We start from the raw sequence: 15,366 nt of genomic DNA on the forward strand, positions 1-15,366 counted from the left end.
CCACCGCCCTGTTCGACGCGGGCCTGTACTGCCGCGCCGACGACCGCGGCGACCCCGTCATCCAACTCGCACCCCCACTGATCTGCGGGCAGGCCGAATTCGACGAAATGGAACGCATCCTGCGCAGCGTCCTCACCGAAGCGTGGACCCTGCTGTGAACCACCAGGATCTGCCCGGTTCGTATGTCGGCGGCCGCTACCGGGACGGCCGCTCGGCGGAGCGGTACGAGGTGCTCGATCCCGCCACGGGCGAGGTGATGTCGTCCCGCCCCGACGCGTCCGTCGAGGACGTCGACGACGCGGTCGCCACAGCGAAGGCCGCGTACGCGGAGTGGTCGACGACGAGCCCGGGCGAGCGCTCCGCCGTCCTGACGCAGTGGGCCGGGGAGTTGACGGCGATGTCGGACGATCTCGCGTCGACCGAGACCCGGCAGGCGGGCAAGCCGATCAAGCTGTCGACCGAGTTCGACGTTCCCGGATCGATCGACAACGTGTCGTTCTTCGCCGGTGCGGCCCGCAATCTGGAGGGCAAGGCGTCGGGTGAGTACTCGCCCGACCACACGTCCAGCATCCGCCGTGAACCGGTCGGGGTGATCGGGTCGATCGCGCCGTGGAATTACCCACTGCAGATGGCGGCGTGGAAGATCCTTCCCGCTGTTGCCGCCGGCAACACGATCGTGCTCAAACCCGCGGAGATCACTCCCCTCACCTCGCTGCTGTTCGCCGAGGCCGCGACCCGCGCCGGAATGCCGGACGGTGTCGTCAACGTGATCACCGGCCACGGGGCGACCACCGGTTCGGCGCTCGTGTCGCACCGGGACGTCAGCATGGTGAGTTTCACCGGATCGACACCCGTCGGACAACAGATCGCCGCAGCGGCGGCGGGTAAGCGACTCCATCTGGAACTGGGTGGCAAGGCACCCTTCGTGGTGTTCGACGACGCCGACCTCGAGGCGGCGATCAACGGAGCCGTCGCCGGTGCCCTCATCAACTCGGGTCAGGACTGCACCGCAGCCACCCGCGCATACGTCCAGCGTCCGCTGTACGACGACTTCGTCGCCGGGGTGGCGGCGTTGATGGACACCGTCCGCCTCGGCCATCCGTCCGATCCCGGTACCGACATGGGACCGCTGGTGTCGCGGCGACAGCAGCAGCACGTCGCGGGGTTCGTCGACCGGGCCCGCGACACCGGAGCCAAGATCGTCCGCGGCGGTTCGATCCCCGGCGGCGACCTGGCCTCCGGCTTCTACTACGAGCCGACGCTCGTCGTGGGTGCCGACCAGTCCAGTGAGATCGTGCAGCGGGAGATCTTCGGCCCGGTTCTCGTCGTCCTGCCGTTCGACGACGAGAACGACGGAATCGCACTCGCCAACGACACCGACTTCGGGCTGGCAGCGTCGGCGTGGACCCGGGACCTGTACCGGGCACAAACCGCGTCCCGAGAGATCGCCGCGGGCTGCGTCTGGATCAACGATCACATCCCGATCATCAGCGAGATGCCGCACGGCGGGTACAAGGCGTCCGGGTACGGCAAGGACATGTCGTCGTATTCGCTCGACGAGTACACCAACGTCAAGCACGTCATGTCCGACATCACCGGTATCGCGCGCAAGGACTGGCACCGGACGGTGTTCGGAGACCGGCGATAGTCGGGGTCGCCGGGACGGCAGACGTTGCTGCCGTCCCGGCGACCGCGGCAGTTCTGCCAAGTCCCGCCCTGCGCGGGACTACGCTGACGAACAAGCGCGTTCGCTTCAGCTGAAAGGCAGAGACGATGCACGTAACCCCGCTCGCGTGGGTGGTGACGATCGTGGTGATCGTCGCCCTGCTCGCGTTCGACTACTTCTTCCACGTGCGCCACGCGCACATCCCGACGCTGAAGGAAGCGGCGATCTGGTCGTCGATCTACGTCGGGCTCGCGCTGCTGTTCGGGGTCGCGGTCCTGATCTTCGGCGGCGTCGACATGGGCACGGAGTACTTCGCCGGCTACGTCACGGAGAAGGCGCTGTCCGTAGACAACCTCTTCGTCTTCCTCATCATCATGTCCAGCTTCCGGGTGCCACGCGAAGATCAGCAGAAGGTCCTGTTGTTCGGCATCGTGTTCTCGATATTCGCCCGGACGGCGTTCATCTTCCTCGGCGCCGCTCTCATCAACTCGTTCGCGTGGATCTTCTATTTCTTCGGCCTCATCCTGCTGATCACCGCGGGCAACCTGCTGCGACCCGAGACCGAGGATTCGCACTCGGCCGACAACTTCATCATCCGGATCGCGAAGAAGTTCATGCACACCACCGAGCACTACGACGGTGACAAACTCTTCACCATCGAGAACGGCAAGCGGGCGATGACGCCGATGCTGCTGGTGATGGTCGCGATCGGTGGCACCGACATCCTGTTCGCGCTCGATTCCATTCCCGCGATCTTCGGCCTCACCCAGAACGTCTTCGTCGTCTTCACGGCCACCGTGTTCTCGCTGATGGGTCTTCGGCAGCTGTACTTCCTGCTCGACGGACTCCTCGACCGCCTCATCTACCTGTCGTTCGGACTGGCCGCGATCCTTGCGTTCATCGGGGTCAAGCTGATCCTGCACGCGCTGCACGAGAACAACCTGCCGTTCGTGAACGACGGCGAACCCGTGAACGTCATCGAAATCAGTACCTTCGTGTCGCTCGGAGTCATCATCGGCATTCTCGTGATCACCGTCATCGCGTCGCTCACCAGCAAGAAGGGCAGGGCGCAGTCCGCGATCGCCGGTGCCCGCCGGCACGCGATCAACTACCTGGACCTCGACTACACCGCCGACAAGGCGGAGCGCGAACGCATGTACGACAAGCTGATCAACGAGGAGCAGCAACTCAAGAAACTCGACCCGAAGTTCAAGAAGATGGTCCGCGAGGAAACCGCACTCATGGACCTCATCAAACGTGCGCACGGGGAACACGACGCGTTCCTCAAACAAAGTTAGCTACACACAAAGAAGCGCCCACCTGATCGGCGGGCGCTTCTCACCGCGTGCCCCATCCCCATGCGGGCACGCGCCGTCATTACCTTCTCCTCATCCGCATCCTCATCCCGCCGTCCGCCATTCCCATGGCGGTGATACCGAGACCCAACAGGCATACGACGATGCCGCAGATCACGTTCGACCAGATCATTCCCGCCGTGGTGGTCACTCCGACGACCAGCCACGGGCTGACGATCATCCACAGACCCAGCAGCGGCGCCACGAACGCCATGCCGTGCGTGCGGGAGTAGGCCGACGTGAAACCGACCGCAAGCAGTGCGACCGCAATACCCGACAACAGATTGCACATCGCCAGGCCCGTCTGGCTGGCGAATCCGACCACCCACGGCGACGCCGCCATGTAGAGGCCCGCCATAAACATCAGGCCCTCGGTGACCTGCGTCATCGGCTGTTCCGAGACTCGGTCGTAGCGAGCCCGCAACTCGGCGATATCAGGGTGTCTGTCGATCGACATACCCGGTGTCGTCATCACCCACCTCCTTGAAAAGAGAACCATTCCCTACGGTGGGGGTGCCCGAAACTGAGGACGGCAAACCAACGTTGACCAGGTAAATTTTCCGATTTTCCACTACCGACCGGTACCCACGGACCATAATGCACCCGACCTCGACCAGCCGTCCTTGGGCGAGCGTCCAGGAGCAGGCATACTCGAAGTGTGTGGTGGATTGCCTGGGTCGTGCTCGCGTGGATAGCGCTGTCGGTGCCGCTCGCGATCCTCATCGGGAGGGCGATGCGGCAGAAAGACCTGCACGAGCGGCCCGCCCAGCAGAACGCGACACGCGAGAACGACCCTCCCGACCGGACGGTGGCCTGACCGCCCCACCGGGCGTGTTCGCGCGTCAGCTTGGAAGAATGGCCGGATGGCGCTGCCCTTCTATCCACTCGTGTTCATGAACCTGTTGTTCGCGGCGACCACACTGTGCCTGGCCCGACCCTCCCGCGTGTCCGCGGCCGCCACGGTCGTTGCCGCCGTCCTCTGGATCGTCGGCAACGGTCCGCTCGAGGGCCAGGTCCTCTGGGAGTTCGACGCCACGCACGGCCTCACGGTGTCCGATCTCCTGTCCGTCGCCGCGCTCACGATCGCCGTGTGGACGTTCGCGACCACCGGTGACCGCCCGTGGGGGCGACGACCGTCGCGGCGCCGCAGAAAGCTGCTTCGTACCCGGTACTGAGCGCCCTATTCGACCCGCAGGGCCGACCCGACCACCCTCGACACCTTCGGCGACGTCATGTGCCAGTGCGCACTGTCGACGGTGCGGTTCCGGACAGCGCCTGCCACGTACGGCTGCCACGTCGCTGCCGCCGTCGATCCCGTGGGATCGTCCCGGCCCGCGGTGAAGAAGGCGATGTCACCGCGAAAGACACCCGGGCGGTGGTCATCGAGCAACGCGCAGTTGTGTGCGGCGCTCGCGATCAGTGCCCGGAATTGTTCCCGGGTGAGAACGGTCATGGGTCCGCCTGTGGCCGTCAGCAGGTCCAGTGCCGATTCCGGTGTCATGTCCACGACGGCCGCCGGCACATCGCCCTCGACACCAATTCCCGCGAGCAGATCACCTACGCTCACCGGAACATCGGTCTCGGTCGAGTGCGGTTGATGCGCGTAGCTGTCGAGCATCACGAGAGTCGTCACCTCGTCGCCCGCGTCTTGGAGTTGCACCGCGACCGCATGCGCGAGGACACCGCCGAGCGACCAGCCCAGAAGGTCGTACGGGCCCTCTGCCTGGATGCGGCGGATCTCCGTCACGTACCTCGCCGCCAGTGCGTCGATCGACGCGGGCAGCGAATCGACGCCGGTGATCGCCGGGGACTGGAGCCCGTAGACCGGCCGATCGGGATCGATCCGGGAGGCCAGACCGGCATAGCACCACGCCAGACCCACGACAGGGTGGATGCAGAACAGTGGGCGTCCCTCCCCTGCCGTTCTGATGGGGAAGACCACGTCGAGGGCCGCGTCCCGTTCCCGACCGGCCGAATTCATCCGGGCCGCTATCGAACTCGGCGTCGGATCCGTCATCACCGTGTGCAGCGGAACCGCGACGCCCGTGGACGCCTGGACGGCGCTCACCACGCGCACAGCCATCAGGGAATTGCCGCCCAGTTCGAAGAAGTTGTCGTCCGCACCCACCTCGTCGATCCCCAGCAGCTGACCGAAGACGGTGGCCACCGCGATCTCGGTGTCCGTCACGGGGGCGCGGAATGCCCGTGGTTCGAACCGCGGCTGCGGGAGGGCACGCCTGTCGAGCTTGCCGGCCGACGCCAGGGGCAGCTGGTCCAGGAGCATGATCTGGGACGGCACCATGTACGACGGAAGCCGTTCCCGCGCCGACACGGTCAGGGCGTGACTGTCGATCTGCCGTCCCGGTTCGGCCACGACGTAACCGACGAGACGGTCACCTCCGCGGTCGTCCGAGACCAGCGCGGCGGCGGCCTGCGACACCCCGGCAGCCGCCTCCAGCACCGACTCGACCTCCCGCAGTTCGATTCGCAGTCCGCGCATCTTCACTTGGAGGTCGGTCCGCCCCAGATACACCAGCTGACCGGCAGGGGTCCACTTCACGAGGTCACCCGTGCGGTACAGGCGCTCACCGCGCGCCGCGAAGGGGTCGGCCACGAATCGTTCCGCGGTGAGCTCGCTCCGCCCCACATACCCACGGGCCAATTGGTCGCCGCCGAGATAGAGCTCACCGGCAACACCCACGGGGACCGGGCGAAGCCGCGCGTCCAGCACGTACGCCCGGGTGTTCCACACCGGCGCACCGATCGGCACCCGCGCATCGGCCGACGCACCCAGCGTGAACGCGGCGGTGGTGATCGCCGCCTCGGTCGGACCATACGTATTGTGGAATGCTTCCGGCCGGAGCGCCATCGCGTCCTCCGCCAACTCCGGCGACACCTCCTCGCCGCCCACATACAGATGCCGCAGCGACGTCAGCGCCTCGCCTTCGCCCGCCGCGAGGAACGCGGACAACACCGACGGCACGAGATGCATCATCGTGATCCGGTGCTCCCGGATCACGGCCGCCAGATAATCGAGTTCGCGATGCCCGCCGGGCCGGGTCACCACGAGCCGCGCGCCCACGGTCAGGGGCAGGAACACTTCCCACACCGACACGTCGAAGGTGTACGGCGCCTTCAGCATTCCGCGGTCGTCGGCGGTGACCTCGTATTCGTCGGCAAGCCAGCGCAGCTGATTCACGATCGCGGCGTGGCTGACGACGACACCCTTGGGCCGACCCGTAGATCCCGAAGTGAACAGGACGTAGGCCGTGTTCTGCGGCCGCAGCGGACGCACCCGGTCGGCGTCGCGAACCGGGCCGGGATCGAACCCGGACAGGTCGACGGTGTCGATGTCGATGTGCGCGATGCCGGCGGGCAGAGGCGTACGGGTCCGCGATGTGGTGAGCACGAGATTCGCTGCCGCGGAGGTCAGCACGTCTTCGATACGCTCTGCCGGGTGTTCGGGGTCGAGCGGCACGTAGCCGCCGCCGGCGCGAAGGACCGCGCACATTCCGGCGATCATGTCGGGCGACCGCTCGAGGGCCAGCGCGACGAGGCAGTCCGGGCCGATTCCCCGGTCGACGAGCAGCCTCGCCAGGCGGTTGACCCGTGCGTCGAGTTCTCCGTACGTCCACGAACCGCCGCCGAAGACGACCGCGACCTCGCCGGGGGTACGGGCCACCTGAGCATCGAGGAGATCGACCAGCGTCTCGCCGCCCAGTTCGACGTCCGTCGAGTTCCAGGTGTCCAGCATCTGGACCGTCTCGTCGGCGGTCAGCAGCGACACCTCGCCGACCCGGCCGTCCGGTTGCGACGCGAACGCTTCGACGACGCGCACCAGACCCCGCACGAACCGGTGCGCCGTCTCGGAGTCGAACAGTTCGGTGGAGTACGTGAGAGTTCCGGAGATGCCGGCAGGGTCGCCGTCCTCGTCATAGCTGTCCGACAGCGAGAAATCGAGGTCGAACTTGGTGACCCGCGCGTCGATCGCGAGCGGCGCGATGGTCAGGCCCGGCAGCTCCAGCGAGGCCGGCGCCTGGTTCTGAAACGCCAGCATGACCTGAAACAAGGACGAATGCGATTGTGAACGAACCGGATTCAGAATCTCGACCAGCCGCTCGAACGGGGCCTCCGCGTGGGCCATCGCTCCGAGATCCGTCTGCCGCGCCCGGTCCAGCACGTCGAGGAGCGACGCGTCGGTATCGACCTCGGTCCGCAGCACCAGGGTATTGACGAACATACCGACCACGTCGTCGAGCGCCCGCTCGCCGCGCCCCGCCACCGGCGTGCCGATCACGATGTCCGAGGTCGCCGTCACCCGCGCCAGCAGCACGGCCAACGCGGCGTGCACCGCCATGAACAGCGTCGCGTTGTGCTGGTGCGCGACCGCGCCGAGACGGCCATGGGTTGCGGCACCGATGGTCACGGGCACCACGGCACCCCGGTGGGTGCGCACCGCAGGTCGGGGGCGATCCGTCGGTAGCTCGAGGAACTCGGGAATACCCGCGAGTGTGCGCGTCCAGTACTCGAACTGCTTCGCCGCCAGCGACTCCGGGTCGTCTTCGTCGCCGAGCACCTCGCGCTGCCACAGCGTGAAATCGGCATACTGAACCGACAGCGGCGCCGCCCACACCGGACTGTCACCTCTCGCCCGCGCCAGGTACGCGGTCGCCACGTCCCGGGCGAGCGGCGCCATGGAGAAGCCGTCGGCACTGATGTGGTGAACCACCACGACCAGGACCAGTTCGTTCTCGTTCACGCGCAGGAGTCGTCCACGGATCGGGACCGACGCCGAGACGTCGAAACCGGCTGCGACGACGGCGAGGACGTGGGCGTCCACGGCGTCCGCCGGCACGGTTGCCGGGGACAGATCCAATTCCACTCGTTCGGCGGGCAGCACCGTCTGCACCGGTTCGCCGTCGTGTTCCGGGAACACCGTCCGGAGCGACTCGTGCCGTTCCAGCACGTCGCGCACCGCTTGCTGCAATGCGGGCACGTTCAGTTCGCCGGTCAATCGAACGGCGAGCGGCATGTTGTACGCAGGCGATGCCGGATCGAAACGACTCAGGAACCACATGCGCCGCTGTGCCGGCGACAGGGGAACTCGCTCCGGTCGCGGGCGTGGTGACAGGACGGGACGGTTGCCCGTCCCCAGCAGCGACGACACCTGCTCGGCCAGCGCTTCCACCGTCGACGCCTCGAACAGCATCCGGACGGGGACGTGTGCATCCAACGCCTCGCCCAACCGGGCGGCCGCCTGCGTCGCGATCAGGGAATTTCCGCCCAGCGCGAAGAACTCGTCGTCGAGCCCCACCTGCTCCACCGCGAGCACCTCGGCGAAGACGGCGACGACGGCCTCCTGCACCGCCGAAACGGGTGCCCGAAAGACGTGCGACTCGAGTGCCGGCGCCGGCAACGCCTTCACGTCGATCTTGCCCGACGGGTTGAGGGGAAACGCCTCGAGCACCACGATCGCGGACGGCACCAGGTACGACGGCAGGACGTCTTCGAGTCTCTTGCGTAGCAACTCCACATCGAGGGAACCGCGGGGCACCACGTACGAGACCAACGCATCGGCACCGGCCGCGTTGCGGCGGGCCACCGTGATCGCGCCGTCGACGTCGGCGACCCGGGTGATCACCGCGTCGACCTCCCCTGGTTCGATGCGGACGCCACGAATCTTCACCTGCCGATCCACGCGGGCGATGAACTGCAGGTTGCCGTCGGCGCGTCGATGCACCAGGTCACCGGTCCGGTACAGCCGGGCACCACCGAAGCCCGCGACGAATCGCACCGCGGTCCGTCCCGGATCACCGACATACCCGCGGGCGAGACCGGCCCCGGACAGATACAGCTCGCCGATCGCACCGACGGGGACCCGGCGCAACCGGTCGTCGAGCACCAAGCCTGTGGTGCCGGCAATCGGACCTCCGATGGTCACGTGGCCGTCGACGGCGGCAAGGGTCGCGACGACGGTCGACTCCGTCGGCCCGTAGGCGTTGAGCATCCTGCGGCCGTCGCTCCACGCCGCGGCGAGATCCGGGTGCAGAGCCTCGCCGCCCACCGCCACGACCTCCACGTGCTCGAGGCCGTCGGTACTCAGCGACGTCAGAACGGCGGGCGTCGAAAGATAGTGACTCACCTGGTGTTCCACCAGCACCCGGTGCAGATCCGGTCCTGCGTACACTTCCGCGGGAGCGACCACCAGGCACGCACCCGAGCCGAACGCGAGAAGCGCCTCGAGAAGCGCGGCGTCGAACGTGGGGTTGTACGCGTGGAGCACCCGCGACCGCGACGTGACCCGGTAGCGACGCACCGCCTCCTCGGTCAGCGAAGACAAACCCCGGTGCGGCACCATCACACCCTTGGGTGTGCCGGTGGAACCGGACGTGTAGATGATGTACGCCACCTCGTCCGGGCGCACCGGAACACGCACCGGGCCATCGTCTTTCAGATGTCCACCGGCGGTCACCGGCAACCACTCGATCCGGGAGCCACCCACCGACATCGCCCCGACTCCGACGCGCACATCGGCCTCGGTCAGCACCCTCTCCAGGCGCTCCGCCGGATGCGTCGGATCGACCGGCACGAACGCCGCGCCGGTCTTGGTGATGGCCCACAGCGCGATCATGAAATCGACGGACCTCGGCAGGGCGAGCGCGATCACAGCTCCCGGTCGCGCCCCCGCGTCGATCAGGACGTGCGCCAGCGAGTCGGACCGCCCGTCGAGGTCACGGTAGGTGAGGGTCACGCCGCCGTCGGTGAGCGCCGGCGCCTCCGGGAAGTCGCGGGCAGTGCCGGTCAGTATCTCCGCAAGTGTTCTCGGTACGCAGGGCTCGCCACCGTCCAGGACCGCAGCGGCGGCGAGGCCGATACTGCCGACGTCGATCTCGGGGCGGTCGGTGACGACGGCCAGCACATCCACGAACAACGCGGCAAGCGAACGAACGGTCGCGGCGTCGAACAGTGACGGCGTGTAGGTGACGACACCGTCCACTCCCGCCGGTGCGTGATCGGACCAGCGCTCCGCGTAGGTGAATGCCAGATCGAACGGCGCCCGGGTCGTGTCCTTATCCGACGTCGGCGCGAGAGCGAGCGACACCTGCGGACGTTCTCCGCCGAGGAGGTCTGCGAGGGCCTCGAACGGCACGTCCGCATGCTGGAACGCGGCAACATCGAAACGACGCACCTGCTCGAGAACCTCGAGAAACGACATCGTGGGCGTGATCCGGGCACGTAACGCCACCGTGTTCGCCCGATCTCCCGCCAACCCCGCCTCGCCGCCGACGACGACGTCGCGGTGAACTCCGATACGGGCGAGCAGGATCGCGAGAGTCGCCCGCAACACCGTGAACAGCGTCGCGCCCTGCCCACGCGCCAACCGGACGGCGGCGTCGTGGTGGTCGGAGCCGATCGAGAACTCGTGAACGCAGACCGACGGGGAGACGCCTGCCCCGACTGCCCGGTCGGTCGGCACCGGTGACGACGAGCCGACCCCGTGCAACGCGCGCTGCCACCGAGCGAGGCTGTTGTCGCCGCCGGCCCGGGTGAGCCGCTCCAGTCGCCCGTCGACGTACCGGCCCCGGTACCCGGTCCGGCACATACGCGCTCCCGCGGCCCTCCCCGTCGCATCGCGCACGAACGGGTCCGCCACGAAACGTTCGGCCGTTGCCATAGGGCGACGGTGTACTCCGCGGGCGACCTGCTGCCCGCCCACATACAGTTCCCCCACCGTGCCGGGCGGGACGGGCCGCAACGCGCGGTCCAACACGTAGATGCGGGACCGGGCATCCGAGTGGAGGGGTTGCGCGGATTCGCACCCCACAGCCTCGCCGCCGACGAGAGGATCCCAGATGTCCGCCACCACGCGGTCGCTGTCGTCGCCCGATCGCAGACCGGCCACCACATTCGCGTGGGTCACCGCCACGGGCGCGGAGCCCACGGGGCACAGCACGTAGGCGATCCGATCCGGGTGAATCGACTCCGACACCGCCGGCCCGAGATCGTCGTGCAGTTCGAGGTCGTCGAGAATGACGGTCGGGTGCCCACCGTGCGGAATCGCCGCGGCGTCGAGGCGACTGGTGACCAGAATCGCCGGCACCACGTCGGCCAACATGTACCGAATGCGTTCGGTGGGATGGTCGGGGCACAGCGGCAGGCAGGTTGCGCCCGACCGCAGCACGGCAACATGCGCAACGACTCTGTCGACCGGTTTCGAGAGCCCGACGGCGACAATGGTTTCCGGTCCGACCCCGGAGGACCGCAGTGCTCGCGCCAGACGATCGGAGCGACGGTCGATCTCCTCATAGGAGAACGTCTCCTCGCCGCAATCGACGGCGATGGCGCCGGGGCTGTCAGCGACCCGTCGACGGAAGACCGCGGGCAACGACTTCGCTTGATGTGCAGAACCTCTCGGCCCCGCGAGGGCTGCGGCGCGCTCTTCCGTCGTCAGCAGGTCGATCGAACCCAGCGTCACGCGCGGGTAGTCGGCGACCACCTCGAGCAGTCGGTGCAGCCGCTGGCCCCACCGCTCCACGGTCGATCGATCGAAACGATCTGCCGTATAGCGCAATACCCCCGCGAGCTCGTCACCGTCACCGCCGACGCAACCACGCAGCGACACCGCCAGATCCAGGCCGTCGAACTCCCTGCCTTCCTCGGCGTCCATCGTGAGCAGGACCTGGAAGAGTGGATGACGAGACGACGAAAGATCTTGCCCCACAGCGTCGACCACCTGATCGAACGGAATGGCGCCGTGCACACGGGCCGCCTGCTCGGTCCGGTGGGTGACCGCCAGGAACTCCTCGAATGTGAGACGTGGATCGAGTGTGCTGCGCAGCACCAGCGGCTCCGATTCCGGGCCGACCACTGCGTCGGGTCCGCCGGACAGGACCGCGCCGATGGCGAGATCGTCCTCACCGCTCACGACGGACAACATCACCGCGATGGCCGCGTGGACGGCCGTGAAGAGCGGAACCTCGCGCTCGGCCGCCAAGTTGCGCAGAACTCGGCACAGGCCGGGCTCCACTGCGAACGGAACCGCACCGGTGGGTGTCCCCGCGGTCACCGACACGTCGCGATCCGCGGGCAATGCAATAGCCGACGGAAGACCTCTGAGCTTCCGTGCCCAATAACGCAACTCGCGTTCGTACGGCGCCGGGATCGGCAGCGCGGAGCGATCCACCTTGCCGCTCGGGGTGAGCGGCACAGCATCGAGAACTGTGACCGTCGAGGGCACCATGTACCCGGGCAGCCGCTCCGCCACCCCCGCGAGAACCTCCTCGGAATCGAGGCCTGCCCCGTGGACGTAGCCGTCCACCGTCAATTCGCCGTTCCGGTCGTGTGCCACGGCGATCGCGGTGTCGACGCCGGGGTGCCGACCGAGGACCGCGGTGACCTCGCCCAGTTCGACCCGGAATCCACGAATCTTCACCTGATCGTCGGCACGGTCGACGAATTCCAGCTCATGGTCCTGCGACCACCGCACGAGGTCGCCGGTCCGATACATGCGTTGCAAGTCGGTGGCGAACGGGTTGGCCACGAATCGGGTCGCGCTCACGCCCGGCCGCTCCAGGTATCCGCGGCCCACCCCGGGACCGGACAGGTACAGCTCACCCACCACCCCCGCCGGAACCGGCTGCAGGAAGCGATCCAACACCACTGCCGAGACACCCTCGATCGGTCGTCCGATCGTGGGGCGGGAACCAGGATCGAGGGGTTCGGTTGCGGTGGCCCAGATGGTGACCTCCGTCGGACCGTACAAGTTCAGAACGGTGCGGCCGGCGCCCCACCGTGCCACCAGTTCCGGCGGGCAGACCTCGCCCGCGACCGCGAGCATCTCGAGGTCGGTCAATCCGGTCGGATCCATCTGCGCCGGGACCGCCGGCGTCGTGGTCCAGTGAGTGATTCGCTCCCGCCGCAGCAGTTCGACCAGCGCCTTCCCGCCGCGCACCGTCGGCGACGCGATCACCAACGTCGCCCCGGCGGTGACGGCGACCAACAGTTCGTGAATCGAGGCGTCGTAGGAAGGCGACGCGCCCATCAGCACCCGCGATCGCGAATTCGCTGCGTAGAGACGACGCAAGGCGGCGGCGTGATTGGCGAGCCCCCGATGGGGCATGGTGATACCGCGGGGCGGCCCCACCGAACCGGAGGTGTAGATGACGTACGCGGCGTTGTCCAGCCGGATCGGGTGTGCCAGTTCTGCATCGGCGATGGGTGTGCCATCTCCCGGCGCATCGGCCACATCCACCCATGCGACGCCCGGAGGCACCACGTCGGGTTCTGCGGCGACCGCGAGGGTGACGTCGGATTCGTCGATCATGTGCGCGACGCGTTCGGCCGGGTAGCCCGGGTCCACGGGAACGAATGCCGCACCGCAACGCGCGACCGCCCATACCGCCACCACCTGCTCGATCGAACGCGGCAGCATCAATGCCACCCGGTTGCCGACACCCACACCGTGGGCGAGCAGTCTGCGTGCGAGCCGGTTCGATCGCTCGTGCAGAGCGCGGTACGTCATCTCCGCGTCGCCACAGCGCAGCGCCACCGAATCGGAGTCCACGGTCAGGTCTAACAGGTCCGGAAGCGTCAGCGGTGCCACCGCAGGCGGGCCGGTGAGAGGGGCGAGCGCGTCGAGTTCGTCGTGGGTGAGCAACGGCAGGCTGCCGACCGTCATCTGGGCGTCCGCGCCCACGAATCCGCCCAGGTAATCCAGAAATCTGGCGTGGTGGCCGGCAAGTTCGTCGCGTTCGTACACCGCCGGGTTGCCCTCGAAGTCCACGCGGACGTTCTGACCAGCCGCTCCCGGGTAGATCGCCACCGCGAGGTCGTCGACCGGACCGGCGGTGAGAACGTTCAATTCGCCGAGCACTTCGCCCCACCACGTCTCGGTGTGGAACATCATGATGTTGACCATCGGCCCGAAGCCGCGGCTGACCTGCGACGTCGACCGCATGTCGTGAAGGATGTCCTCGTACCGGTACCGCTGGTGCCGAAGTGCACCCGTCAATTCCAGTTGCACCCGCCGCACCAGGTCCTGGGTACGTCCATGGGGATCCACCGCAATCCGGAGCGGAACCACATTGGCAACACTGCCACCCGAACGACGCGCCCCCGCGGTGGTCCGAGCGGATACCGGAAGACTCAACACCACCTCCGCATTGCCCGTCATTCGCGAGAGATAACCGGCAAAGGCCGCGACCACTATCGGAACCTCGAACGAATTCCATTCTCGGGCGAGCGCACCCATCTCGTCGACGACGACGGGATCCATCACCCGGCTGGCGAGCAACGATACGGCCGACGGGGTGCTCTGCCGGTCGGTCAACCGGGAGGGTTCCGGCAGATTCTGCGTCCGTTCGGCCCAGTACGTGCGGTCGATCTCGAATCGGCGGGACTTCGGGTACGCATCCTCGGCCTCGTACAGTTCGCGCAGCGGCAACGCCTTCGACGGGGGTGCTTCCGTGCGCTCGACGGCGTGCGTGTAGAGCTCGGCCACCCGGTTCATCAGCACCATGGCGCCGTAGCCGTCGAGGATCAGATGGTGCGCGAATGTGGTGAGGAAGTAGTGGTCGCGACCGAGATGCAGCAATGTCGCCGAGATCAGGCGATCCCGATACACCGACATGGGCCGGCGGCGGCGCTCGTCCATCCACCGGTGTGCCTCGGCCACAGGATTTTCGCGGGACCGCAGATCGACGTAGGCGAGCTCGTCCTCGATCGTCTCGTCCGCCAGCTGGTACGGCTCACCCGCATAGTCGACGAGACGGACCCCGGGTGACTCGATGTCGAACGACCCCTGCTCGGACGCCCACTTCAACGCGCCGACGTCCACCGGTCCCCGCAGCTCGACGTATTGTGCGACGAGGATGGGGACGTTCGGGTCCAACTGCTGCGCGAACCACAGCCCCTTTTGGGCGTGCGAGAGCGGGAAAGCACGTGAATCCACGTCACCTGCGGTCTTGCGCGGGAACCCCGAGCCCACTACCTGCCCCCGATCTACAACGTGACGAACAACCCGACACGGGTCGTTTACGTATAAGTGTTGCAGAGCAAATCGTTACCGTGACCCTACTCGCAGTCCCAGGCCGTTCGCAGCGCGCGGGAGGCGGATACCCCTGCCACCTGCAGAACAGGAACGTGACGGCACTTACGCTTAGGATTCGACGACCGGAACAGACACGGACAGAGGTGAATACGACAGTGCCGCAGGTCTACGAACTACGCGCGAAACGGGAATGCGCCAGCGGTAACTGCCGCTGTGACACGTCGCGCAGTCGTCCCTCGTCGTCGTACCGCTACCGCCAGTTCAACTACGCGACCAAAAACCTCATCCGCGATAGC

6 protein-coding genes and 1 pseudogene are annotated in these 15,366 nt (G+C 67.2%); 5 read left to right on the forward strand and 2 right to left on the reverse strand.

What is annotated here, in order from left to right; genetic code table 11:
- From RJ1_RS47965 to RJ1_RS29795, 3 genes and pseudogenes are all read left to right on the forward strand, one after another.
- Positions 1 to 158: pseudogene (locus RJ1_RS47965) on the forward strand (aspartate aminotransferase family protein); the annotation flags it as partial.
- Positions 155 to 1,648, forward strand: a complete 1,494-nt coding sequence (locus tag RJ1_RS29790; RefSeq protein ID WP_073366111.1) for a gamma-aminobutyraldehyde dehydrogenase — start codon at positions 155 to 157, stop codon at positions 1,646 to 1,648. The pseudogene RJ1_RS47965 and the gene RJ1_RS29790, both read left to right, overlap by 4 nt.
- 125 nt (positions 1,649 to 1,773) lie before the next feature.
- Positions 1,774 to 2,964 carry a TerC family protein gene (locus RJ1_RS29795; RefSeq protein WP_073366112.1) on the forward strand — a complete coding sequence of 397 codons (1,191 nt, stop codon included), beginning with the start codon at positions 1,774 to 1,776 and terminating at the stop codon, positions 2,962 to 2,964.
- 79 nt (positions 2,965 to 3,043) lie between these two features.
- Here RJ1_RS29795 and RJ1_RS29800 read toward each other — a convergent pair whose 3' ends face one another.
- A complete protein-coding gene (locus tag RJ1_RS29800) occupies positions 3,044 to 3,493 on the reverse strand; it encodes an SPW repeat protein (protein WP_073366113.1) in 450 nt (149 codons plus the stop codon).
- A 186-nt stretch (positions 3,494 to 3,679) separates the two neighbouring features.
- Between RJ1_RS29800 and RJ1_RS46885 the strand changes: the two genes are divergently transcribed.
- Both RJ1_RS46885 and RJ1_RS29805 read left to right on the forward strand, forming a co-directional pair.
- Positions 3,680 to 3,838: a hypothetical protein gene (locus RJ1_RS46885; protein ID WP_162850369.1), complete on the forward strand. Its 159-nt coding sequence runs from the start codon at positions 3,680 to 3,682 to the stop codon at positions 3,836 to 3,838.
- 46 nt (positions 3,839 to 3,884) lie between these two features.
- Positions 3,885 to 4,196, forward strand: a complete 312-nt coding sequence (locus RJ1_RS29805) for a hypothetical protein (RefSeq protein ID WP_073366114.1) — start codon at positions 3,885 to 3,887, stop codon at positions 4,194 to 4,196.
- Between the two features lie 5 nt (positions 4,197 to 4,201).
- On the opposite strand, the gene RJ1_RS29810 is transcribed toward RJ1_RS29805, so the two are convergent.
- A complete protein-coding gene (locus tag RJ1_RS29810) occupies positions 4,202 to 14,971 on the reverse strand; it encodes a non-ribosomal peptide synthetase (RefSeq protein ID WP_073366152.1) in 10,770 nt (3,589 codons plus the stop codon).
- Positions 14,972 to 15,366: the final 395 nt, after the last annotated feature.

Origin of the sequence: Rhodococcus jostii NBRC 16295 (assembly GCF_001894825.1) — a bacterium.
Lineage (GTDB): Bacteria > Actinomycetota > Actinomycetes > Mycobacteriales > Mycobacteriaceae > Rhodococcus_F > Rhodococcus_F jostii.

Excerpts from the sequence above, each read along its gene's own strand:
- RJ1_RS29795 (WP_073366112.1), top strand. The coding sequence starts at position 1,774 with ATGCACGTAACCCCGCTCGCGTGGGTGGTGACGATCGTGGTGATCGTC.
- RJ1_RS29800 (WP_073366113.1), bottom strand. The coding sequence starts at position 3,493 with ATGACGACACCGGGTATGTCGATCGACAGACACCCTGATATCGCCGAG.
- RJ1_RS29805 (WP_073366114.1), top strand. The coding sequence starts at position 3,885 with ATGGCGCTGCCCTTCTATCCACTCGTGTTCATGAACCTGTTGTTCGCG.